The 23874-nt window shown below is 51.3% G+C and carries 14 protein-coding genes and 2 tRNA genes; 8 read left to right on the forward strand and 8 right to left on the reverse strand.

Annotation, left to right across the window (positions count from 1 at the left end; genetic code table 11):
* Positions 1–268: 268 nt before the first annotated feature.
* Positions 269–2023, reverse strand: coding sequence for an aspartate--tRNA ligase (aspS, locus tag H7U12_RS18885; RefSeq protein WP_186641016.1), 1755 nt, complete (start codon positions 2021–2023; stop codon positions 269–271).
* A 345-nt stretch (positions 2024–2368) separates the two neighbouring features.
* Between aspS and H7U12_RS18890 the strand changes: the two genes are divergently transcribed.
* From H7U12_RS18890 to H7U12_RS18905, 4 genes are all read left to right on the forward strand, one after another.
* Positions 2369–4846 (forward strand): TonB-dependent receptor, encoded by a 2478-nt coding sequence (locus H7U12_RS18890; protein ID WP_186641018.1) that lies wholly within the window; start codon positions 2369–2371, stop codon positions 4844–4846.
* 418 nt (positions 4847–5264) lie between these two features.
* Positions 5265–5891: a hypothetical protein gene (locus H7U12_RS18895; RefSeq protein ID WP_186641021.1), complete on the forward strand. Its 627-nt coding sequence runs from the start codon at positions 5265–5267 to the stop codon at positions 5889–5891.
* 1206 nt (positions 5892–7097) lie between these two features.
* Positions 7098–7664, forward strand: coding sequence for a tetratricopeptide repeat protein (locus H7U12_RS18900; RefSeq protein ID WP_186641023.1), 567 nt, complete (start codon positions 7098–7100; stop codon positions 7662–7664).
* Positions 7665–7762: 98 nt separating this feature from the next.
* Positions 7763–8155 (forward strand): hypothetical protein, encoded by a 393-nt coding sequence (locus H7U12_RS18905; RefSeq protein WP_186641026.1) that lies wholly within the window; start codon positions 7763–7765, stop codon positions 8153–8155.
* A gap of 99 nt (positions 8156–8254) precedes the next feature.
* Here the strand turns inward: H7U12_RS18905 and H7U12_RS18910 are convergent, their stop codons facing one another.
* Positions 8255–8800, reverse strand: coding sequence for an RNA methyltransferase (locus tag H7U12_RS18910; RefSeq protein WP_186641028.1), 546 nt, complete (start codon positions 8798–8800; stop codon positions 8255–8257).
* 457 nt (positions 8801–9257) lie between these two features.
* On the opposite strand from H7U12_RS18910, the gene mutS reads away from it, so the two are divergent.
* The 3 genes from mutS (at position 9258) to H7U12_RS18925 (ending at position 12572) form a co-directional block, all read left to right on the forward strand.
* Entirely contained in the window at positions 9258–11843 is a 2586-nt protein-coding gene (gene mutS, locus H7U12_RS18915; RefSeq protein ID WP_186641591.1) for a DNA mismatch repair protein MutS, read from the forward strand.
* Positions 11844–12341: 498 nt separating this feature from the next.
* A tRNA-Gly gene (locus H7U12_RS18920) sits at positions 12342–12414 on the forward strand.
* 74 nt (positions 12415–12488) lie between these two features.
* Positions 12489–12572 (forward strand) — tRNA-Leu (locus tag H7U12_RS18925).
* Positions 12573–12691: 119 nt separating this feature from the next.
* On the opposite strand, the gene H7U12_RS18930 is transcribed toward H7U12_RS18925, so the two are convergent.
* From H7U12_RS18930 to H7U12_RS18945, 4 genes are all read right to left on the reverse strand, one after another.
* Complete coding sequence (locus H7U12_RS18930) at positions 12692–13840, reverse strand: hypothetical protein (RefSeq protein ID WP_186641030.1); 1149 nt, start codon at positions 13838–13840, stop codon at positions 12692–12694.
* Entirely contained in the window at positions 13812–14345 is a 534-nt protein-coding gene (locus tag H7U12_RS18935; protein ID WP_186641032.1) for a hypothetical protein, read from the reverse strand. The genes H7U12_RS18930 and H7U12_RS18935 overlap by 29 nt, the downstream gene beginning before the upstream one ends.
* Before the next feature lie 672 nt (positions 14346–15017).
* Positions 15018–15878, reverse strand: a complete 861-nt coding sequence (locus H7U12_RS18940) for a hypothetical protein (RefSeq protein ID WP_186641034.1) — start codon at positions 15876–15878, stop codon at positions 15018–15020.
* A gap of 380 nt (positions 15879–16258) precedes the next feature.
* On the reverse strand, positions 16259–19180 hold the full coding sequence (locus H7U12_RS18945; protein WP_186641036.1) for a PAS domain S-box protein: 2922 nt from the start codon (positions 19178–19180) through the stop codon (positions 16259–16261).
* Between the two features lie 386 nt (positions 19181–19566).
* On the opposite strand from H7U12_RS18945, the gene H7U12_RS18950 reads away from it, so the two are divergent.
* Entirely contained in the window at positions 19567–20331 is a 765-nt protein-coding gene (locus H7U12_RS18950; RefSeq protein ID WP_186641038.1) for a sterol desaturase family protein, read from the forward strand.
* A gap of 25 nt (positions 20332–20356) precedes the next feature.
* On the opposite strand, the gene H7U12_RS18955 is transcribed toward H7U12_RS18950, so the two are convergent.
* A complete protein-coding gene (locus H7U12_RS18955) occupies positions 20357–21496 on the reverse strand; it encodes a glycoside hydrolase family 43 protein (RefSeq protein ID WP_241749544.1) in 1140 nt (379 codons plus the stop codon).
* A 202-nt stretch (positions 21497–21698) separates the two neighbouring features.
* The gene (locus H7U12_RS18960; RefSeq protein WP_186641040.1) at positions 21699–23240 is read right to left on the reverse strand and encodes an alpha-N-arabinofuranosidase; all 1542 of its coding nucleotides are present in this window, start codon (positions 23238–23240) and stop codon (positions 21699–21701) included.
* Positions 23241–23874: the final 634 nt, after the last annotated feature.

Consider the following 23874-nt stretch of genomic DNA (forward strand, 5'->3'; position numbering starts at 1 on the left):
CTTGTTTTAGTGCGTTTGACTGTGACAAAGGTGCCACCTGAAAGCTTGCTGCTGAAGTGAAATATGATGAGCGGTAAAAGGCAGGGGTGAACGGCGAATGATTATTCGTTGGTCGTTGTCCGTTACCTGATTTTAGTTTCCGGCAGTAAGCGGAAACCTGCTTTAGGCCTGTTTTCCGGAAAACGGCCCTAAAACGAAAAAACCTGTGAGGTCTTCAAGACCTCACAGGTTTCAACAACTAATCACTGATAACTCTAGAAACGAATAACTAGCCCTTCAAGCGGGTGTCTATCTGCAACTCATCTAACTGCGCTTGCGCGATAGGAGACGGAGCATCAATCATCACGTCACGACCTGAGTTGTTTTTAGGGAACGCGATGAAGTCCCGGATAGAATCAGCGCCGCCGAACAAAGAGCACAGACGGTCGAACCCGAAGGCGATACCGCCGTGCGGAGGTGCGCCGTACTCAAAGGCATCCAGCAGGAAGCCGAACTGCGCTTGTGCTTCCTCAGTGGTGAAACCAAGTAAGTCAAACATGCGAGACTGCACGGCACGGTCATGGATCCGGATGGAGCCGCCGCCCACTTCCACACCGTTGATCACCATGTCATAGGCATTGGCGCGCACGGCACCGGGGTTGGTGTCAATCAGGTCCATGTCCTCGGGTTTAGGCGAGGTGAACGGGTGGTGCATGGCGTGGTAGCGGTTGCTTTCCTCGTCCCACTCCAGAAGCGGGAAGTCCAGTACCCATAGGGTAGAGAACGTGTCTTTGTCGCGCATGCCTAAGCGGGTACCCATTTCCAGACGCAGTTCGTTCAGGGCTTTGCGGGTTTTATCGGCGGGGCCGGCTACTACTAACAGCAAGTCGCCGGGCTGAGCGTTGAAGGCTTGCGCCCATTGCTGTAAATCTTCCGGTGAGTAGAACTTGTCCACGCTTGATTTCACGCTGCCGTCTTCCTGCACGCGGGCGTACACCAGACCAGTGGCCCCCACCTGCGGGCGCTTCACAAAGTCAGTGAGTTCGTCCAGTTGCTTGCGGGTGAAATGGGCGCTGCCGCTGGCGTTGATGCCCACCACTAATTCGGCATCGTCAAATACTTTGAAGCCTTTGTTCTTCACCACGTCGTTCAGTTCCACAAACTGCATCCCGAAACGGGTGTCTGGTTTGTCTGAGCCGTAGAGACGCATGGCATCGGCGTAAGTCATGCGGGGGAAATCAGCCAGCTCTATTCCCTTCACGGTGCGGAACAGGTGCTTCACCAGGCCTTCAAAGGTGTTCAGGATGTCTTCCTGCGTCACGAAGGAAAGTTCGCAGTCAATCTGAGTGAACTCCGGCTGACGGTCGGCGCGCAGGTCTTCGTCTCTAAAGCATTTCACGATCTGGAAGTACTTGTCAAAACCAGATACCATCAACAGCTGCTTGAACGTCTGCGGCGATTGCGGCAGGGCATAGAACTCACCGGGGTTCATGCGGCTGGGCACCACAAAGTCGCGGGCACCTTCGGGCGTGGATTTGATGAGCACCGGGGTTTCTACCTCAATGAAGCCTTGGCTGTCCAGGTATGACCGAACTTGTTGCGCCATGCGGTGGCGCAGTTCCAGGCTCTTGCGTACCGGTGAGCGGCGCAGGTCCAGGTAGCGGTATTTCATGCGCAGGTCATCGCCACCATCGGTCTCGTCTTCAATGAGGAAGGGAGGCAGTTTGGCGGGGTTCAGGACTTCGAGCGTGGTTACTTTTATCTCAATGTCGCCGGTGGCGATTTTGTCGTTTTTAGACACGCGCTCAATCACGGTGCCGGTGGCCTTGATCACGAACTCACGGCCCAGGGTACGGGCCAGCGTAAGCGCCTGCGAATCAGAAACGCCTTCCTCCAACATCAGCTGCGTGATGCCGTAGCGGTCGCGCAGGTCAACCCAAAGCATGCCGCCTTTGTCGCGTGTTTTCTGTACCCATCCGGTCAGGGTCACTTCCTGACCAACATTCTCGAGGCGCAATTCGCCGCAGGTGTGTGAACGAAGCATTGTATCTGTTCTTTAAAGACTAAGCCGCAAAGGTACTAATTGTTTCAATAGGTGCTGACACGCGTTTTAAGGCAGTTTTGGCAAAAACGGCTTATAAATAGCCAGCGCGGACAACAGCGGTGGGCACTGTTCGGAATCGGAGATTTCCTGTCCAGTTCCGAACAGTGATTTGGGGGTTGTTTGCGGTAAATGGCTTAAAAACAGCAGTTGTGAAGGGTGGCACGGGAGTTGGAATATACTTTCTGACGGGCACGTGCAGCCTGTCACGCGTTGGCTGGTCTTTTAGAAACGGCCGGGCGCGCGAAACCAGGTATTTCCTCATACTCCATACACGTTATCCGGTCCATGAAAAAGACGTTTTCTCTGTTTGCAATCCTACTGCTGTGCTGCGCTTTCCTGAATCAAGCACTGGCACAGAACAAATTTGACATCCGGGGGACGGTCAAAAGCCCCAAAGGCGAAGCCCTGGTAGCCGCAAACCTGCAACTGGTGAAAGACTCCAGCCAGGTGCTGGTAAAAGTGGAGGTGTCTGATGCCCAGGGGACTTTCACGTTCAGTAACATTCCGCCGGGGAATTACAGACTCATGGCCTCGCACTATGACTATGCCCTGTACACCTCGGGCGTGATTCAACTGCAAAGCCACACCAACGTAGGCGAGTTGGTGCTGCCGGAACGGGCGGTGGCCTTGAAAGAAGTAAAGATTGAGGCGCAGAAGCCGTTTGTGGAGCAGCATTTCGACAAGACGGTACTCAACGTGGAGAACAGCATCTCGGCGGCCGGTAGCAACGTGCTGGAGGTGCTGGAGAAAGCCCCGGGCCTGTCCGTAGACCAGAACGATAACATCAGTATGCGCGGCCGCACCGGCGTGCTGGTGATGATCAACGGCAAGCGCGTGCCCATGTCCGGTACAGAATTGGCCACCATGTTGCGGAGCCTCAACGCCAATGAAGTAGCGAAGATCGATCTGGTCACCAACCCGTCGGCGAAGTATGAGGCAGCCGGTAACGCGGGCATTATTGACATCCGGCTGAAAAAGGATACCCGCCTGGGCTCCAACGGCAGCATTACGTCTTCTTTGGGCCACGGCGAACTGCCTAAGGTAAACCAGGGCCTGCAACTGAACCACCGCGACAAGAACCTCAACGTATTCGGTTCTTACAATTACGTGCACCGCAAAGACTTCAACCGGCTGGACATCTTTCGTGAGTTTTTCTCGCTCAACGAGGCCCGGTCATTCCAGAGCGCATATGACCAGCAGAATAGAATCAGGCACCAGGTGAACAGCCACAACGCCCGGCTGGGGGTAGATTACAACCTTTCGCCTAAAACCATTATGGGCGTGGTGGGCAGCGGAATCTTCACCGACATTAACCGGACGGTGGCCAACCAAGCCTTGGTTCTAAATGAGCAGCGGCAACATGCTGCGTCTTTTCTGACGGATGCCTTCAGTGAAACCAACCGCAACTCGCAATCCCTGAACTTCAACCTGAAGCATACCATTGATACCCCTGGGCGGGAAATCTCGGCTGATGTGGATTACGCGGCGTACCAGAGCAACGACCTCCAGAACTTCACTACCAATTATTTCAACCTCGGCGGCGAGAAAACTGATTCAGAACTGCTGTTTGGCAACATGGACGGCGGTTTGACCATCAAATCAGTGAAAGTGGACTACGCGCAGCCCTTACCCGGAATAAAAGCGAACCTGGAGGCGGGCCTGAAAAGCAGCCTGGTCAACGCTGATAATGAACTGCTGTTTTACCAACGCGAGAACGGCCAGGATGTGCTGGATGTGAACAAAAGCAACCACTTCAAATACAAAGAGAACATCAACGCCGCGTACCTCAACCTGAACAAGAAATGGGAGCAGGTGAGCCTGCAGTTGGGGTTGCGTTTAGAAAACACGAACGCCCAAGGCGAGCAGCTAGCCGAGTACGCTCAAGTGAACGGCGATAGTTCCTTTGACCGGAACTACACGCAATTATTCCCCAGTGCTTTTGTGGGCTACACCTTGAACAAGAAGCATGACTTGGGTTTGTCCCTGAGCCGTCGCATTGACCGACCCACGTATAACCAGTTGAACCCATTTGTATTCTACATTGACCCTAGCACCAAGTCATCGGGTAACCCGTTTCTGCTGCCGCAGCTGACGTACTCGTTTGAGTTCACCCATACGTTCCTGCAGAAATACATCACCAAGCTCAGCTACAGCCGCACCACCGATAACATTATTACGGTACTCTCGCCGGAGCCTGATTCAGATCCTACCTCGGAAGAAAACCCGGTGGTGATTCAGCAGGACCGCAACCTGGCGCAGTTTGATTACTACGGGCTGAGTGTCTCCGTGCCCATTACCGTGGCCCGGTGGTTTACCAGTACCAATAACCTGCAGGCGTATTATGGGCTGTACCAGGGCAACCTGGCCAATACCAACCTGCGCAACGGCAGACCTACTTTGAACCTGAACTCCAACAACTCCTTTACGCTCCCCAACGGGTGGTCTGCCGAGCTAATTGGGGTGTACCAGTCACGGGAGATTTACGGTTTTCTGGACGTGCAGCCCATCCGGTTTCTGTCTGTAGGGGTGCAGAAACAGCTCTGGGATAAAAAAGCGAACCTGAAACTGAACCTGGCGGACATTTTCTACTCCAACAGAACCCGCGCCACGACGGCCCTCATCGGCTACTCAGAACGCTTCTACCAGCGCCGCGACACCCGCGTAGCCACGCTTAGCTTCACCTATCGGTTTGGGAAGAGCCAGGTAGCCCCTTCGCGCCGCCGCACCGGCGGAGCCGAGGAAGAGAAGCGCCGGGCCGGTTAATTGGGTTAACCAGAATTTGAATGGGAACCGCAGCCCTGGAGCGTCTTTCGTTTCAGGGCTGTTTTCATGAAAACAGCCCTGAAACTGGATGGCTATTGCTGTTGGCGGTAAAGAAGTCTTCTTGCTCTAGACAGCAGTTTAGAAGTGAATAGGATCTATCTTCTTTCCGGTTGAATGCTACTCCTGATTTAAAATTAGGTTTTAGTCTTAAAAAGGAAGTTGTTATATTCTTTGAAGAAAGATTTTGTGCCTATCTAAAACTGTAGTAAATAGCTTAAGGATAAGTGACATAAAGCAGTTGATGAGAAGACTTCTCCTAAACTGAAATTATTGAAGATCGAATTCTGATAAAGGGTAACAAGGGCTATTTTAATAAAAATTATTAGTGATGTTTAATTCTGTCTGGAAGACGCTGACATTGAGAAAATCTAAGAACAGGTTAGATTTAGGAAGCCTGTCCAAAGAGGATTATTTTGATAGAGTAAATTACGTGCGCACCGTGGCGGGGCTCCGCAACGCGTTGACTGCTCCTAAGCAAACCCTGGTGAATACCAGTAAGACGGTCACCTTCCGCGGGCTGGCCTTCGGGGCGTCTTTGAAAGAGGCGAAACGCCTGTTGGGTAAACCGGAGTTCAAGGTGAGCCAGGATCAGAATGTGGAAGGGCACGAGGTGCTGTTTTACTTCTCCTCCATTGGGTCGGCTAAGGTGACGCATTGCCTGCACTTCCTGTACGGCAAATTCATCCTGGGGCAAAGCATTGTGAAAACGCCTAAGCCCGCCAGGTGCAAAGCAATTGTGGAGTCGGTACTGAACAGCTATAACCTGCTGCCTGCCACGCAGGAGACTCTCGCGCTGGAGAGCGCTTTCCCGGTGTGTGACGCATCCCGGAACCGGATTGAAATGCACTATGCGTTTGATTTGGCTTTCACCTACGCCACCGGCGATCCGGAGGTGCTTCCGTTGGTGACCAAGGTGCAGATGCTGGAGAAAAGCAGAAACACTTTCTGGAGAGGCAATTTCCAGGAGCAGGTGCGCTACGTGTAGCCATACACAATAATCAACCTCAAAGCCGATGCCCTATCTTCAAAAGATAGGGCATCGGCTTTTTTTATGCTTGTAGGAAGAGAGTGTTTTAGGTGTGTTTTGGTAAAAACAGGCGCAAAGCGGAAGTGGGCGTAATAAAGTTTGTAAGCGGGTCTAGCTTTCTGAAGCTTATGTGTGGCATTCAGAGTGCGTGTCTGCTGCGATGCCAGTGTACCTGTGAAAGCCAAGATTCAAGATCAGCCCGGACTAAGCTGGCAATTCCTGCCAAAGATAGGTAGCGAGACAGCTTATGATCCTAGCACATTGCTTGACTAAGGCTTAACGAACGGCCTGATAGAGATGGCCATGAAGCATGATGTAAAGAACTTAGTTCATGTTGCTGCTGGTCTGATAGGCGAAGCGCTTCTCCTTTGTCATGATTCACCTCCGGTATTCTCTTTGGTAGACCAGCTCCGGGCCTGTGCTTCAAATCAGAACCTATCATTCAGCGTTTCTTCTCTCCCTGGGCGCTTCCGTTCCTAAACGTCCTATCTGGTCAGTAAAATGTTTACCAATTGCTCGGGCATCATCCCGCAGTCTGTTTTGCTCCAATTTGAGGGTAAGCTATGATAGAAGTAAAAGTGTGGTTTTGTTCAATTGTCAGACAATAACCTACTTGTCTTCCTGGAGTTGCTTGTGCTTCTATAAATGGTTGTAAATAAAATGAGTACAACTGAATAAAAGGAAAGTTTAAGCGCAGTATACAGAATTTAGATTAGTGGTTTAGGTCTTTATTATTGTAAAAGTTATAAAAATTGTAGGTGAGATGATTCGATTGGCGAAGGTATGTAATTTAAGCTTTTACAGTTTGCTCTATTCTGAGCCAATCTTCGGTAATCACGAGAGAAGAATTCCCTAAGTGTAAGAAAATGTTGATCTAAAAAACCGCGTTTAGAAGCTGTTAAGCCACTTTTTATAAAAAAGTTCATTTTTTAATACGTTTTTTTATATAAACACTTGCTTTCATCCTAACAGGTGTTCTATATTTGTCTCATTCTTCTAATCAATTGAAGTATTTCTGTTTAACGGGAAAGCTTTCCTGAGAAGGGGAAGACAGGTGGAGTTTACCATTGATTTTAAAGCGTAAGTAAGAAAATGCGGCGGCTAAGAGTTTTGATTGGCATAGTAGTTTTGTTTGGTGCTTCACTGCAGGCTTCGGGATCAACGATGCCGGCGTCTACGAACTCTGTCGCTAAAATCAGGATAAAAGAGCTTACCCAACTTATCAAGCAGCAGCCCGGTAATGCCCAGGCGTACGCCGAGCGGGCCGACGCTAAAATGGAAATGCGGGATGTGTACAGCGCCATCAAAGACTATTCCATCGCCTTGACCATTGCCTCGGCGACCAATACAGACCACGCAGCTGCCCGGGTGGGCCGGGGCAATGCGTTTCTGGAAGTAGGGGCGTACAGAGAGGCGTTGAAGGACTTTGAAGCGGTGCTGGCGAAGGATTCCTCCACCGAGGCATTGTACGGAAGGGCCGTGGCGCGGTATTACCTGGACGATTACTTTGGCGCTATCCGTGACTTAGACGAGGTGGTGGCCGCTGATCCAAGTCATTCAAAAGCGCTTTGCAACCGCGGAATCGTGAAGCTGGAACTGAACCAGCTGGAAGATGCCATCGCAGATCTGACACTTTTCCTGGCCCATCACCCAACCCACCCAGAGGCTGCTTACTCGCTGTCGGTGGCAACAAATCGGTTGCAGAAGCGTATTGGCAAACGAAGCATGTAAGCCGGTTGACCACCGCTTGCCTACGCCTTTTGCGGGTGCTTTCACCAAACGAAACAGAAAACAACGACAACTAAATAATACTCTTAATTCAAACAGTCATGAAAAACGCTCTACTTACTTTTTGCTTCTTATTTGTGTTAGTGATGAACGCGGTTGCTCAGAATGGACCTGCTAACCCAGCGGTAGAGAAGACCAGCAACTCCGTTACCCGCCTTATGGTACAATCCATCGGTTTAAACGAGAGTGAGTACATTGTGGTGAAATCATTGAACCAGGAGCGGCTGATGAAAGCGGCGGAGGTAGCCAAAATGTACGGCAACGATGCCGAGATGCGCGATGCCCGCCTGAAAGAGATTGAAGACACCTTTGAAAGCGAACTGTTCAAAGTGTTGAACAGCCGTCAGGTAGAAGCCTACTCTGAATTCAAAGCCAAGCCAGAAGGCAATTTCCTGTCCATGGTGCAGGAAGTAACCAAAGCCAGCAAAAACTAAGCTTAACGCTTTACATAAAAAAGGGAGGCCTGTTCATAGAGCAGGCCTCCCTTTTTTATGGGTGGTTTTGAGAAAGAACCAGAAAACCGGGCAAAGAAGCTAAGCCTGCGGGGCACCCGCCCTGGTTTTGCTGAGCACATCCCACACCACCACGCCCACCGTCACCGAGATGTTGAGCGAGTGTTTGGTGCCAAACTGCGGAATCTCCAGCACGCCATCGGCCACCTGGATGATCTCCTCCTCCACACCAAACACCTCGTTCCCAAACACGAAGGCGTACTTGGCATCGGCCGCGGGCCGAAAATCAGACAAAGACGTGCTCCCTTCGGCCTGCTCCACGGCCCACACCTGGTAACCGCTTTTTTTCAGGCCTTCCACGGCCTCCAGCGTGGACGGCGCATGCACCCATTCCACCGATTCTGTTGCCCCCAGCGCGGTTTTGTGGATCTCCTTGTTGGGCGGCGTGCCCGTGATACCGCACAGGTAGATCTTCTCCACGGCAAACGCATCGGCGGTCCGGAAGGCGGAGCCCACGTTATGCAGGCTGCGCACGTTGTCCAGAACCAACACCAACGGATTTTTTTGCTTATTTTTGAAGTCCTCCACCGAATCGCGCTGGAGATCTTCCATGCTGAGTTTTCGCATAACAGAAGTGATGAATGATCGGACAACTATATCTTTTCCTTCCTTGTCATCCTAAAAGGATCTTGGTGGCAAACGGCAATGGCGTTTATTAACTGCTTTCCTAGTTCGCCCACAAGATCCTTTCAGGATGGAAAAATAGATATTTAAATCTGTCCTGTTACTTAAATCGGAATCGGCCACGGGCCGAAATGTCCGGCAAAGATAGCACATTGCGTGGATAGGTGCGTTTTTGACCTGTTATTGGGAGATCGGGCTTAAAACACCAGCGCGGAGAGGACCCAGAAAAGAGAGGAAAGCTGTTTTAAAGCTGTTTTTACAAAATCGGGCCTGAAACAAGGCTACAATACAAGAGAAGGTTGTGGAGGCTAATTTCAAATTAGCACATCAGCACATTACATAATTAGCACATTATACCGCTTTGGCTAAGACAACCGCAGAATTCAGCGCCACGCCGCTGATGAAACAATACAACGCCATCAAGGCGAAACACCCCGGGGCGCTGTTGCTGTTCAGGGTAGGGGACTTTTACGAGACCTTCGGGGAGGATGCCATCAAGGCCAGCAAAATCCTAGGCATCATGCTCACCAAGCGGGGCAACGGCTCGGCGGCGGAGACGGCTTTGGCGGGTTTCCCGCACCATTCCCTGGACACGTACCTGCCCAAGCTGGTACGAGCCGGGCAGCGCGTGGCCATCTGTGACCAGCTGGAAGACCCCAAAACCGTCAAAGGCATTGTGAAACGCGGGGTGACCGAGTTGGTGACACCCGGCGTGTCGTTCAATGACCAGGTGCTGGAACAGAAACGAAACAACTACCTGGCCTCGCTGCATTTCGGGAAAAGTCAGCTGGGCATTGCCCTGCTGGATGCCTCCACCGGCGAGTTTCTGCTGGCCCAGGGCGATGCCGGTTACATGGCCAAGCTGCTCCAGAACTTCAGCCCCGCCGAGGTGCTGTTCTGCAAAGGCAAGAAAGAATCGTTCTTCCAGACCTTCGGGTCCGATGTCTGCCATTATGCGCTGGACGAGTGGGTGTACAACTATGATTTCGCGCTGGAGGCCCTCACCAAGCAGTTCAACACCGCCTCGCTCAAAGGGTTCGGGGTGGAGGCTCTCACTGAAGGGATCACCGCCGCCGGGGCCATTCTGCATTACTTAGCCGAGACCCAGCACCACGACCTGCGCCACATCTCGGCCCTCGGCCGATTGGAGGAAGACAAATACGTCTGGCTGGATCGTTTCACCGTGCGCAACCTGGAGTTGATCTACCCGCAACACCCCGAAGGCGTGCCCCTGATTGATGTGCTGGACCATACCATCACGCCCATGGGTGGCCGGTTGCTGCGCAAATGGCTCGTGTTGCCCCTGAAAGATGCCGCCCAGATTCGTCGCCGGCTGGATACCGTGGAGGCGCTACAGGGCCGTCCGGAGTTGCTGCAAGACATTCAGCATTACCTGAAACAAATCAGTGACCTGGAACGCCTCATCTCCAAAGTGGCGGTGCGCCGGGTAAACCCCAGGGAACTGCTGCAACTGGCGCGCGCGCTGGAAGCCACGCTGCCCATCAAAGAATTGCTGGCGGTGAGCGGCGTGCCGGCCCTGCAGAAGCTGGCTGACCAACTGCTGCCCTGCGAATCCATCCGGGACGAAATCCAGAAAACGCTCAAGCCCGATGCGCCCATGCTCACGAACCAGGGCAACATGGTGCAAACCGGCATTGATCAGGAACTGGACGAGCTGCGGGCTATCGCCTTCTCGGGGAAAGATTACCTGTTGCAGATTCAGCAGCGCGAGATCCAGAACACGGGTATTACCTCGTTGAAAATCGCGTTCAACAAAGTGTTTGGCTATTACCTGGAGGTGACGCACGCGCACAAAGACAAAGTGCCCAGCTCCTGGATGCGGAAGCAGACCTTGGTGAACGCGGAGCGCTACATCACCGAGGAGCTGAAAACCTACGAAGAGAAGATTCTGCACGCCGAGGACCGGCTGTACGTGATCGAGCAGCGTATTTTCAACGAACTGGTGTTGAGCGCCGCAGAGTTTGTGCCCCAGATTCAGCAGAATGCCAAAGCCCTGGGTATGCTGGACTGCCTGGCGAACTTCGCGCAGCTGGCCACCCAGAACAACTACGTGAAGCCCGAGGTGGACGAAAGCACCATCCTGAATATCACGCAGGGCCGCCACCCGGTCATTGAGAAGCAGTTGCCGCTGGGCGAGCGCTACGTGCCCAATGACATCCGGCTAGACAACGAGGACCAGCAGGTCATCATCATCACAGGGCCTAACATGGCCGGTAAAAGTGCCCTGCTGAGGCAAACGGCCTTGATTGTGCTCATGGCCCAGATCGGCTCCTTTGTACCCGCTGAGGCCGCGCAGATTGGCGTGATTGACAAGATCTTCACCCGCGTGGGCGCCTCAGACAACCTGAGCCGCGGCGAAAGTACGTTCATGGTGGAAATGACCGAGACGGCCAGCATCCTGAACAACATCTCGGACCGCAGCTTGGTACTCATGGATGAGATTGGTCGCGGTACCAGCACGTATGACGGAATTTCCATTGCCTGGGCAATAGTAGAGCACCTGCACAACGCGCCCAAGGGCCGGGCCAAAACGCTTTTCGCCACCCATTACCACGAACTGAACCAGCTCACCGAGGATTTCCCGCGCGTGCGCAACTACAACGTGAGCGTAAAGGAGAGCAACGGCAAGATTCTGTTCATGCGCAAACTGTTGGAAGGCGGCAGTGCCCATAGTTTTGGGATTCAGGTGGCGCAAATGGCCGGTATGCCCAATAGTGTTGTGATTAGGGCCAACGAGATCATGCACCACCTGGAGCAGGAGAAAATCGCCCATCCGCACCAGGAACCGCAGGAGACGCTGAAAAGCCTGCCCAAGCAGCCGTACCAGCTCAGCATGTTTGAACTCAACGACCCGCAGCTGGTGCGCATCAAAGAGGTTTTCGAGAAACTGGACATCAATACCATCACTCCGGTAGAAGCGCTCCTGAAACTGAATGAGCTGAAGATGCTGGTGGACAAAAAATAAGTGCTGAGTCCTGCATAAGGATTGAAGGTGACATCCGTTTAGGGGCTGTTTTATTAAAACAGCCCCTAAACGGATTTCTTTGTGTAGTAGAACTTGTATCTAGTTGTCAAGAACGTCCCGGATCGGTCTCTCTTGGGCCGGTTTTGTCTGCGGAGTCAATAAGCGAAGCTGTTTTATGGCTCTTTTTTGAAAATCCAGGGGAAAACTGGCGCGAAATCCTTGGGCTCTGAATGAAAAACTCAGGGCTGAGCGGCCAGAAGAACGGTTCTTTGCCTGTTTTCTAAGCAAATTCAGGAGGTGGAAGCCCGATGTTTTGAGGCTGTTTTCATGAAAATGGCCCTGAAAGGCGTTGAAGCGTATTTTTCTTGAAAATTTTTCTCCCTGATTTTCAGAAAGATTACGTTTTTGGGGAGATTTTTTTTGGGTCAGGACTTGACTTCGTGATTTTTGTGCTTACCTTTGTATCACTAATTCAAACAGCGGATTAGAAAACAAAACGCGAAAGTAGCTCAGTTGGTAGAGCGCGACCTTGCCAAGGTCGAGGTCGCGGGTTCGAACCCCGTCTTTCGCTCAAAGAGAAAAGACGTTACTCCGGTAACGTCTTTTCTTTATCTGCCTATTTCGTTTCTGCCCAGAAACGAGGTCGCCGGGATGGTGGAACTGGTAGACACGCAAGACTTAAAATCTTGTTTCCATTAGGAAGTGCGGGTTCGATTCCCGCTCCTGGTACTCATTGTAAAACAAAGGCCCTGTAAGGATAAACTTACAGGGCCTTTGTTATTTTTGGGCATAATTATCCACCCGTTGGTTGTTCGTGTCTCCGGACATCATGGGCTTTAGCGGTTGTTTCAGTAATGGGGCTTTAAAACAGGAGTTATTGCTTTCTGGGCAGGCTCCGGTGCTGAGGTGCTGGTTTGCCTGAGAAGGCTTTTTGCTATCAGGTAGATGGCGATCAGCCAAAGGAAAATGCCCAGGTAAAGCTTCATCTCTATTTTGTCAGTAGGAGACAACAGCGTGACGGTTGCGCTTAAGTCAAATGCCTCTTTTCCCCGCATGAACACCAGCAGGATGACAATTCCCGTGCCGACAACTCTGACGCTATGCAGCTGCAGCCATCTGCTCAGTTTCGCATAGAGCCAGGTAAAGTCTGTAAAGGCGAGATACACCATCACGTTAGCGATAAAGGGGATATTGAGCAAAAACGTATTGGTTACATGGAAAATACAAGCCACCAGCAGCCACAGCCGCCAGGCCCGGCGGGAGTGCAGGAGAAACAGCAGCGGCGATAACTCAAACAGTACGGCGGTATAGTCAAAAATCTCCAGCAAGGCAGGCGGAAAGTAGATGACATAGGGTGCCAAGAGGTAATGCCGGTCCAGGAGGTAATACCCGTCATTAAACCAGCCCAGAAACCCATTAAGCGCCAAGTCGAAATCGATCCAGTGGATGGCTTTCTCGAAACCGGCCGAAAACATGGCAAAGCAGAGCAAGACGCTGAGCAGAGACAAGCTTTTGGCGGGCGAATCGACCCGGGAGGGTTTGTCAGGGAAAAGCGCCAGGTGCTTTCCCCAGCCAGAAAAAGCCATGCAGAGCAACAGCGCGTAAATCAGGATGGAGTGGTCTATTTTCCCGAAGGAGAAGTTAAAGGTAAGGCCCAGGAGGCAGGAGAAGAGAAAGACCAGGGTTGAAGCTCGGGCTTTCACGCCCAGCGTGAGGCAGACCAAGCTGAGGAGCACCGTGCAGTCTACCAGAAAAAAGAAGGTGAAGCCCGGGAACCCGTCAAAGAGAGTGGCTAAGCTAAGCAGAGGAGGGGTGAAGAGGGCCTGCGGGGCTTCTGCGATCCAACTGAAACTGGGAACGTACAGGGCCAGCAGAAACAGGCCCACCAGAACCCGGAAAGCGCCCAGGCCTTGCGGATTCTCCGGGGTGGTAGAGTGGCAGACCCGCGTCCAAAAGAGGGTGTTTGCTTTATTGATCCAGGCGTAAAGTGTTTTCATAGGTCACCTTGTAGTTTAACTTCCGGCCATCTGGAATAGCGATAACTTCTTCCACCTTCACCACCTTCAGGACAGACGCATCAAAGTGCTGTTCTCCCAGTCTGCCCCTGAGCCAGGCCTTCACCTCCTGCCGGTCTTGCTCGGTGACGTGCTTGGCCCATAAGATGCTCAGGTCTCCCGCCAATGAAGACTGGATTCCGGGCCTAATGGTGCCGGCGTCTTCCTTCAGGCCAAACTCTTTGGAAAGGATGGGGCTTAGATACTGGATAGGAATGGGGTAAAGCAGGCGAGCGTTGTCAACCCGGCTCCACTGGCCCGTTGCATTCCTGCCCAGCACGGTAGTGTAGCTGATCTGGGCGATGTCTGCGCTGGCGTCTACTTTTCCTGAACCAGAAGGCAGCATCACCGCCGGATACGGTTCTAAGGCTATCCCGTACTTTGCCCTGAAAAAATAGGGGATCAGAAGTATGCCTAACAGTGATAAGGTGAAGCGTAGGGAGAACATACCGGACATCGTTTCTCTTGAAAAGGACAGTAAGCGTGGTGTTCCGCCAGTGAATGCCTGGATTGGGGAGCATGTCAGAAGCTGCTATTTGCAGGAGAGAGGAGCCGTGGGGTAGTTGAGAAAGGTGCCTGGCTTTAGAATTGCTTCAAGTAGGTGGCTAGTCTGCCCCTCGTGCCTGACGTTTGCTAAAGTAGACGTGTTCATGCATAGGTAAGAGTTAGTCGGTTCAGCGGGTGTTCTGGGTTTCTGCTCTGTTTTCTGAAAAGGAGCCAGTAAATAGGTAGTGGTAGGTAAGGCGCTTAGTAGAACAATATTTATAATTTTTATGCAAAAGGCATACACCATTAAGTTATTCGTTGAAATTAAATTTATAAGTTATATTATTTCCATGCAATTATAGGTATTGAGATTAAAATAACAAAGTTAAATAATTAATCTTGCCACTGTCTGTGAATCAGAGTGATACGTGATTAGTGTCGTGGTTTAAGGCAGAATTCAATCCAAAATAATCTATTCCGACTGGTTGGCCTGATTGCACCAGCTTTAGTCATGTAAGTAGTCTTAAGGTGCAAGGATGAAGGGTGATGTAGGATTTTATTTAGAAGATAAAAGGGTGGCTTTTCTAAAGGAGAGGTGAAACGGACCTTGTTGAAGGCGTGGAAGCCCGGAGAGCTACTTTTTTCTGTAGAAATAGAGATGGACCGTAGACGCGAGGCCTTTTTCACTTACTGTAAAATACCCAGAATCTGCCGCAGCGAAAGTAATTGCTTCTCCCTGGGGCTCAATGGTGTAGGGCAGCGTCTCAAACGCGTTTAACAGGTACTCCTCTAAAGGCTCATCTCCTTTTTGCCGGTACAGATACAAAGCGCCGTAGGTTTTGATGATGGCTGCCTTTCCGTTGGGGGAGAGGGCGGCGCTGACCACGTAAGAATAAGGTAAGTTCCCGACCAACTTCGCCACTTGTAGGCCGGAAGAGGCGTACGGGTATTCTACTTTGTATACTCTGGAGAGCGTATCTGTTTTGGTGAAAAGAAGAATGTCTTTGGTCTTTGGATCGATGAGGAAAGCCTCCGCGTCATGCGAGCCGTCTGGGTACTGAAACCGGATCATCGAAACGTTTCTGACGGTATCGGTGGTCAGGGACGGCTCGGGGAAGTGGTAGATGGTGTATTGCCGGGCCGTTCTATTGTTGTCGCCAATGTCAGCGAGGTAAACCCGGTTCTCGAAAATCATCAGGTCTTCCCAATCCCGGTTTTGGACCCCTTTTATGAAAACCTGCTTTAAAACGGCTCCATTGTGCTTGACCAGGTGCAGGCGAGTGGGGTTTCCGCTGTCTTCCTGAGCCCAAATATGCCCCGGAATGGTCTTGCTGTCCGCAATGCCGGAGATTTCCGCAATGAGCGGGATAAGGGGAATTTTCATGGGCGTGGTCGCTTGGACAGGATCTGTCTTCACAGCCTCCTCCGTTTTGCTGCAGCCGGCCAAACCCAGGAAGAAGGAAAAGAAAACGTCAAGGCGGAGGTATGTCTTCATCTGAAAGCCGTTAAGATCAGAACCAGAATAGAGCGCATCGGGCCCGTATGGTAAATGCAGTAGCCAGAGTCACCTTTGCGCTGGGTAGCAGCAACTGTAGGTAAGATAAAGCAGATACTTCAAAAGGCAATACAATGCCGGCATTCCGCCCTTGTAAATGGCAAAGGGGCGCTCATTCGGAGAGAATAGCCTTCTCAGTCACTAGTCTCATACTTCTCCTGGATTGCAACTCCACATAAAAGCTGAGGACCAGGGAAAGACATGCCGCAAGAGTTCCGGCGGGGCAGTCATAAGAAAACAGCCGATCAGGTTTTAGGGCCTTTTTCTGAAAATCAGCTTAAAAACAGTTTGCCAATCACTAGTGCCCGGTTGGGAGGAGATCAGGTGTACGCTTCGTCAAACTCAATGGAGAACTCAGTGCCGTGGTTTACCCGGCTGTGCACGTGGATTTTGCCGCCCAGGGCTTCTACCTGCGTTTTCACCATGTACAGTCCCATGCCCTTGCCATCGGTATGGAAGTGGAACCGTTTGTACAAACCGAAGATCTTGTGCTGATGAGCCGTCAGGTCAATGCCCAGGCCATTATCCCGGAAGGTGATGATGTTTTTCCCGTCTTTTTTGTTGGACAGAATCTCAATGGCGGGCACCTGATTGGCTTGCCGGTACTTGATGCTGTTGGAGATCAGGTTAGCGAAAATGCTGTGCAAGTAGCTTTTAATGGTGTAGATCTTTTCCAGATCAGAGAAGTTTGTCTGGATGGAGACCTTTTCCTTGGCCATGAGGCCGGAGGTCATGGTTTTGATGTCTTCCACCAGCTGGTACAGGTCTACCTGTTCTTTTCGCTCGTTCACCTCCCGCCTGATTTGCAGCACATTGTTCAGGTCGTTGATGACCGCGTCCAGCTTGGCCACCGATATCTTCAGCCCATTGATGGACTTCATGAAAGCCGGGGTGCTGGGTTTCAGCGTGCAGATCAGGTCAGAAAGGCCAATGATGTTGGCCGCCGGGGCTCTGAGGTTGTGCGAGACAATGTAGGCAAACTGCTCCAGGTCTTTGTTTCTTTGCAACAGATCAGCGGTGATGCGTTCCTTTTCCATCTGGGCAAGCCGCTCTTTGGTGACATCCTGCAGAATGCCCAACAGTTTGTCTGGCTGCCCCGGTACCGTTGGTTCCCTTTCAAAAACCAGGAAAATATACCGCACCTCGCCGTCTTTGCGGATGATGCGGCAATTGTATTGGCAGGAAACGTTCTCGGAGTTGAGGGTGCTTATTACCGTTTCTTCCACCATGGCTACATCCTCCGGATGAACGAACCCGAGAAAGGAACTGAAGTCTGCCTCTGTCTCAGCGGGCGAGGTGCCTAAGATGGCATATAGTTCATCAGACCAGATGGTCTGCTGCGTGTCAAAGGCGTACTCCCAGCTACCCAGATGAGACAGGGCTTGCGCTTGTTTCAGGCGGTTCTCGCTTTTCCCAAGCTCCTCAAACGCCTGCAGCAAGGCGGTTTCTGTGTTCTTTTTGGCGGTGATGTCCCATCTGATGATCAAGTATTGGTACGCAACGCCGCTTGCATCCAGAATAGGGATGATGGTAGTATCTGCCCAGAAGAACTTCCCGGATTTGGTTTTGCTCTTGATCTCGCTTTCCCAGATGGTTCCGCCCGAGGCTGTTAGGTTATGGTTTTCAAAAAACTCCTGTGCCGGATGGTAATCTGAAGCGATAATGCTGTAATGTTGGCCAAGCAGCTCTTCTGGCTGGTACTCAGTCAAAAGGCAGAAATTCTCATTGGCGTGAATGTACCTGCCGTTGGTGTCGGTGATGGCGACCAGGGCGGCCTGGTCCAGGGCGTACTTATAGTCTGAGATCTCCTTGATTCTCTCCGCCACGCTTTTCTCCAGCGAGAGGTTCATATTCTTCAGGAAATCGCCCGCCTGTTTACTTTCCGTGATATCCACGAAGGCAGTCATCAGGCATTCGCCCCCGTCTAGTTGCACCAGATCGGCATGAAGTAAGATATGGCGCAGCTCCCCGCTCTTGGTCTTCAGTTCAAACTCCAGAGACCTGAACTCTCCCTTCTCCCGCAACTCTTTTATCAGGATAGAACGGTCAGAGGGGTTTTTCCAAAAATTGAGCTCAGTGCTGGCTTTGCCAATCAACTCTTCCTTCTCATAGCCAAAGAACCTGGTGTAGTTGTCATTGACATCCAGGTAAACGCCGGTGTCTACCTCTGAGATGCACTTCATGATAGGGCTTTTGTAGAAAATCTGCGAGAACAGGGTTTCGCTTTCTTTTAGCCTCTTCTCGGCCATTTTCCGGTCGGTGATGTCCTCAAAAGCCATGATCAGGCACTTCTCATTGTTAAGGAACACCTGCTCCATGTGGTACACCACGTTTCTGATGCGGCCGTTCCTGGCTTTTATCTGCGTCTCCAGGTTCTGTACTTTCTGGTCGTGTTGCAGGCGTTCAAACATGATCTCCCGGAAAGCGGGGTCCAGAATTATGTCCATTTCCCTGACAGATTTCCCGATGACATGCTCCCGGGTTTGGCCAAAGAACAGCAAGGCGTTCTCGTTGATATCCATGATCTTTTCCGTAGAAACCTCCACCAGTGTGAGCATGATGGGGCTCTTGTAGAAAAGGCCCGAGAAGAGCTGTTCTTTCTCTTTCAACACCTTGGCGGCCCTGCTGCGGTTAGACAAGTTCCTGCTGATGAAGAGATAGGTAGTCATGAAGAAGAGGAACATGAAAACCGAGAAGGCCGTGAAAATGGTCAGCATGCGCTCTGACCTCACCGACGATTCTGCGCCGTTAGCATATAGCGTTGCTCTTTCTTTTTCTTCTATGGCATGCACCAGAAGTTTGATGGAGGCCAACTGGTCCTGCAATTGCTCCCGCGCCAGGTCAGGCGAAGGAAAGGAGCCAGTGCCGGATACAACCATGGCGGCGGTCTTCACAAAGGATTCCGTGAGGCCCGATAAGGTTTTGATCTGGTATCTTTCTGCACTATCGGTTACTTGGGCGCGTAGAAGCGCCTGCAGGTGCTTGGGATAGAGTTCCCGGGCTGCATTGTACTGCGATAAGGAGGTTTGCCGGTGAAAGGAGGAAGCAGAAGCAGCTCCTTCTTCCATGTCCTCCAAATTATTGAAAAGCACTTCAATGGATTTCAATACCTGCAAAGAGACTTTCTCCTGGCGGTCCAGCGCGGCATTCTCCTGTAAGTTGAAGTACGCGATGACGGTGAAGAGCACCAGGCTAAGAAAAGCAATCAGGAAAACACCAAAAAGAGTGCGTTGGATGTGCATGGCTTGGTACAGATAAAATCTTGTATACAGTTGGCGTAGCGTCTCTAATTTGAAAAGTGCTACAATTTCCTTAGCTGTTAGGGTGTAAAGGAGGAGCGGTGCTTTTTTGGGGATAACAAGCTTTTACAGCACTTTTTTGCAGGTAAAAGGCTTAATTTCTGATGAATAATCTCAAAGTTAAGGATATTCTTAGTTTGATTAGCTATAAAAGACCTGTTTTCATAAGAAGGTATGAATAAATTCCTGTTTTAGAGCCGAATTTCCAAGGGAAGGCAAAAAATAGGTTTCTACGATTAATAAATAAACTTATTCCTTCCCTTAAAATGTTCCCTCAAAGGAAGATACCTGATCCGGGTCTTCCGGAGCAAAACAATCGAGGTAAAGAAATGAATGCACAATTTTGGTTTTTCTATGCGGTTCTGGCAGCCCGGTATCTGGCTATTGCAGGACTGGCTTTCTTGGTATTTTATATTTTCTTCCCCACTAAATTCGCCTCCCGGAAGATACAGGCTGTTTTCCCCAAACGGAAAGATTACGCCCGCGAAGTAGGGCATTCCTTCTTCACCTTTCTGGTGTTTGCGTTGTATGGCGTGGTGCTTTCCTCTGGGTGGGTTTTGCCGCATACCCAGGTCTATACCTCTATCTCACAGTATGGATGGGGTTATTTTGCGGTGAGTGTGGTGCTGGCGTTAGTCATCCATGACACGTACTTCTATTGGACGCACCGGCTCATGCACCACCCGCGCCTGTTCAAGTCCTTTCACCTGACGCACCATAAGTCTGTGAACCCGTCTCCGTGGGCGGCTTTCTCGTTCAGTCCGCTGGAGGCGGTGGTAGAAGGCGGGATTATTTTCGTGGTGGCTTTTCTCATGCCCATCCATCCGCTGGCCATTGTGCTGTTTCTGCTGCTAATGACGGTGTACAACGTGTACGGGCACCTGGGGTATGAAATCTACCCTAGGTGGCTCGTGAAGAGTGCGGTGGGTAAATGGCTGAACACCTCCACCAACCACAACATGCACCACAAGTATTTCAAGGGTAACTATGGGCTGTACTTCCGGTTCTGGGATGAATGGCTGGGGACCACCCATGCGAAATACGACGAGACGCTGGCAAAGCTTGTGCACTCAGGAAAGAGCAGCGGGCTTTAGGTCTGGATAGAGTTCTTGATACGCTTTAAAGAAACAGCCGCAAAACAGCCTTGCCGGTTTGCTCCGGAAGGCTGTTTTGCGGCTGTTTTTGGGAAAAGAGCCCTGAAACGCCTGTGCCCTGCAAGAGGATCTGCATTTCTTTTTTCACGGCCTTCACCCCTTCTGAGGTCATGACCACGCGTTTCAAAGAGCCGTCTTTGTTGTAGTCCAGGTAATCAATGCACACGGAGCGCCGGAAACTTCCGCCGTCGGGCTGCATGCCGCCGTTGTGGTAAATGAAGTAAGATTTTCCTTTGAAGTCGATGATGGCCTGGTGGTTGGTGTTGGAGTTGCCAGCCAGTTCGTTCAGGATGCCTTTGTACTCCCAAGGGCCTTCAATGTTCTTGCTCATCGCGTAAGCGGTTTTCTCCGGGAACTGGTACGCATAGGACAGGTAATACCAGCCGTTGCGTTTGTGAACCCAGGGCGCCTCAGTGAAATTGGGCAGCTTAATGGTGTTGATGGGGCCGTCCAGCTCGGTCATGTTTTTCTTGAGTTTGGCGTAATGCAGGGTGGTGTTGCCCCAGAAAATGTACGCCTGACCATCGTCATCAATGAAAACCGCCGGGTCAATGTCGTCCCAACCGATTTTGATGTCAGTGGTCATGTCATTGGTGATAAGCGCCGAGCCGCGAGCATCTTTAAACGGCCCGATGGGGCTGTCCGAGACCGCCACCCCAATGGCTTTGCCCGGAATGGTGGCGTGCTCCACGGTAGAAAACCAGTAGAACTTCCCGTCGCGCTCAATCACGTGCGATGCCCAAGCCTCGCCTTTGGCCCAAGCGAAGTCCTTCGCCCGTAACGGAACCGGATGTTCGGTCCAGGTGACCAGATCCGGGGAGGAGAACACCAGCCAATCGTTCATCACATATCCTTCCCGCCGGGTTGGGGCCTCGTCAAACCCAGCGTACACGTACACCTTACCTTTGTGCACCAGCGCGGCCGGATCTGCGGTGTACTTGTGCGTGAAAATAGGGTTGCTGGTGGCTTTGATCACCGTATCGGCAGGTGAGGAGGAGACAAAAGCCGCTGCCGGGCTGCTGAACGCAAGTAAGCTAAGGCTTGCCAGAGCCAGTTTCTGGCGGGTGGTGGAAGCAATGGAAAGAAGCGGTTTCATGTAATTCATAGCGACAAAGGGAAACGGCTGCCAAGGGAGCCAGAGGGAAATAGGGAAAGGAGACGCTTCCCCAGCGTTGGACCCAAAAGGGTAAAAGCTGTTTCGGGCCTGCTTTTACCAAAACAGGCCCGAAACGCATGGAGCTTAGCAGGTGAAGGCATCCGTCAGTTTACTCCCTTTGGGAAGGCTGCTGATCGCCGTTCAGAAGAGCTTATTTCATCTCCAGTACCACCACCGAAAACGGCGGAAGCTCTACTTTCAGGGAATTGCCTTTCAGTTTCGCGCCTTTGAAAGCGGCGGGAGTGATCTGGTTGGGCTTCTCAAAGGAGTTGTGGTCCTGCAGGTTTTTAGAGGCAAGGATGCGGCCGGACACTGACTTGTAGTTAGCCCCGTCAATGGTGATGGTGATCTCCTGCTTTTTCTTTGGGTCGATGTTCACCAGAGAAACGTGGGTCACGCCGTTTTTGTCTCTGGAGGCCGAACCGTTCACGGCGGTCAGTTTTTCGTTGCCTAAGGTGTAATCGGCGCTTTTCACGGTGAGGGGCAGGTAGCTGGCGTCCTGGTGCACGTTGTACATCTCCATCACGTGGTAAGTGGGCGTCAGGATCATCTTCTCCTCATCGGTCAGAATCACGGCCTGCAGCACGTTGATCGCCTGCGCCAGATTGGCCATGCGTACGCGGTCTGAGTGGTTGTTGAAGATGTTCAGGGTAGAGCCCGCAATCATGGCGTCGCGCATGGTGTTCTGCTGGTACAGGAACCCAGGATTGGTGCCCGGCTCCACTTCATACCAGCCGCCCCACTCGTCTACCACCAAGGCCACTTTTTTCTCAGGGTCATACTTGTCCATGATGGCGCTGTGTTTCTGCACCAATTCCTCCATTCTAAGGGCGCTTTTCATGGTGGCGAAGTAGCCTTGCTCCGTGAACGTAGTGGAAGGGCCTTTTTTGTTCCAGTCAATTACGGCGTAATGGTGCAGCGCCACTCCTTCAATCAGGTTTTTAGGCACATTTTTCATCAACGTCTCGGTCCAGTTATAGTCAGCGGAGTTGGCGCCGGAGGCGATGCGGAAGATGCCGCCCGTGTTGGTCCAGTCAGACACGAAGGTGGCGTACTTGCGGTATTCGTTGGCGTAGTACTCGGCGGTCATGTTGCCGCCACAGCCCCAGGCCTCATTCCCGATTCCCCAGTATTTTACATTCCAGGGCTTGTCGCGGCCGTTTTCCCGGCGAAGCTTCGACATGGGGCTTACGCCCGCAAAGTTGGTGTACTGCACCCAGTCGGCCAGTTCCTGCACCCCGCCAGTGGCCATGTTGCCGGCCAGGTACGGCTCAGCGCCGATCAGTTCGCACATGTTCAGGAAGTCATGCGTCCCGAAGCTATTGTTCTCGGTCACGCCGCCCCACCAGGTATTCACAATGGTAGGCCGCTGGTCTTTCGGGCCGATGCCGTCTTTCCAGTGATAAGTATCCGCGAAGCAACCGCCCGGCCAGCGCAGGTTGGGTACTTTCAGTTTCTTGAGCGCATCCACCACGTCATGTCTGATGCCGGCCGTGTTCGGGATTTTGGTATTGTTCTCGCCCACATAGAAGCCCCCGTAAATACACCGCCCCAAATGTTCCGCAAAGTGACCATAGATCTGGCGGCTGATGGTCCGGTCTGGTTTGGCGGGAACCGTAAGGGTGGCGGTATTCTGTCCGAAAGAGCTGAGCGTGCTCAGCAGGAGTAAAAAAGTAAAGATTGCGTTCTTCATACTTGGGAGGGGTTTTAGTGCGGGTTCTCTGTAAGATTTTAAAACGATCAGAATTTTATTCGTAAAACTTGCAATAAATATAAGTGTATTTATTACATTTATACAAGCAAATTTTTAGATTTGAGCTCTGAAATTTGAAAGCGGTCTATAAAGCTTCTCTATATAGTAGGAGCAACCACTAATAAAAGTAGGGGTTCAAATAGAAATAAGAAGCGCAGAGGTGCTTCTTTCGTTTTGATGCCGTTTTCACCAACCGATTTCAAAACCTGATCTAGGTTTATTGGGCCATGTTTCAATGGCTTTATAGAGTTGAGCGGAACATAGAGGTTGGAATAATAAAAGAGCATCTATAAAGATTCGCCTTACTTGTTCAGAGTCCGGTGAAAGAGTCCTGTTGCTGGCAAAATGCCTGATCCTAGTGAACGCAGAAGCCTTTCTTCTAAGGCGTCTGCGTGGTGTGAAAAGCAGGAATACCTGTTTAATTGTCAAATCGTCACTTTAAAAAATAATTTTTTCCTTTTTGTTGTGAAAAATGCTTGGAGGGGCTACATTTATGAAAAATTGATAAATGTCATTTTAACATTTACAATCTGAGTTACTTCTTTTTTGGGTCCTGCGGGTCTGATCTCAATCT

Origin of the sequence: Rufibacter sediminis (genome assembly GCF_014269285.1) — a bacterium.
Lineage (GTDB): Bacteria > Bacteroidota > Bacteroidia > Cytophagales > Hymenobacteraceae > Nibribacter > Nibribacter sediminis.

Bases quoted from the DNA above. Each gene is read 5' to 3' on its own strand.
- aspS (WP_186641016.1), bottom strand. From the start codon at position 2,023: ATGCTTCGTTCACACACCTGCGGCGAATTGCGCCTCGAGAATGTTGGT.
- H7U12_RS18890 (WP_186641018.1), top strand. From the start codon at position 2,369: ATGAAAAAGACGTTTTCTCTGTTTGCAATCCTACTGCTGTGCTGCGCT.
- H7U12_RS18900 (WP_186641023.1), top strand. From the start codon at position 7,098: ATGCCGGCGTCTACGAACTCTGTCGCTAAAATCAGGATAAAAGAGCTT.
- H7U12_RS18905 (WP_186641026.1), top strand. From the start codon at position 7,763: ATGAAAAACGCTCTACTTACTTTTTGCTTCTTATTTGTGTTAGTGATG.
- H7U12_RS18910 (WP_186641028.1), bottom strand. From the start codon at position 8,800: ATGCGAAAACTCAGCATGGAAGATCTCCAGCGCGATTCGGTGGAGGAC.
- mutS (WP_186641591.1), top strand. From the start codon at position 9,258: ATGAAACAATACAACGCCATCAAGGCGAAACACCCCGGGGCGCTGTTG.
- H7U12_RS18930 (WP_186641030.1), bottom strand. From the start codon at position 13,840: ATGAAAACACTTTACGCCTGGATCAATAAAGCAAACACCCTCTTTTGG.
- H7U12_RS18935 (WP_186641032.1), bottom strand. From the start codon at position 14,345: ATGTTCTCCCTACGCTTCACCTTATCACTGTTAGGCATACTTCTGATC.
- H7U12_RS18940 (WP_186641034.1), bottom strand. From the start codon at position 15,878: ATGAAGACATACCTCCGCCTTGACGTTTTCTTTTCCTTCTTCCTGGGT.
- H7U12_RS18945 (WP_186641036.1), bottom strand. From the start codon at position 19,180: ATGCACATCCAACGCACTCTTTTTGGTGTTTTCCTGATTGCTTTTCTT.
- H7U12_RS18950 (WP_186641038.1), top strand. From the start codon at position 19,567: ATGAATGCACAATTTTGGTTTTTCTATGCGGTTCTGGCAGCCCGGTAT.
- H7U12_RS18955 (WP_241749544.1), bottom strand. From the start codon at position 21,496: ATGAATTACATGAAACCGCTTCTTTCCATTGCTTCCACCACCCGCCAG.
- H7U12_RS18960 (WP_186641040.1), bottom strand. From the start codon at position 23,240: ATGAAGAACGCAATCTTTACTTTTTTACTCCTGCTGAGCACGCTCAGC.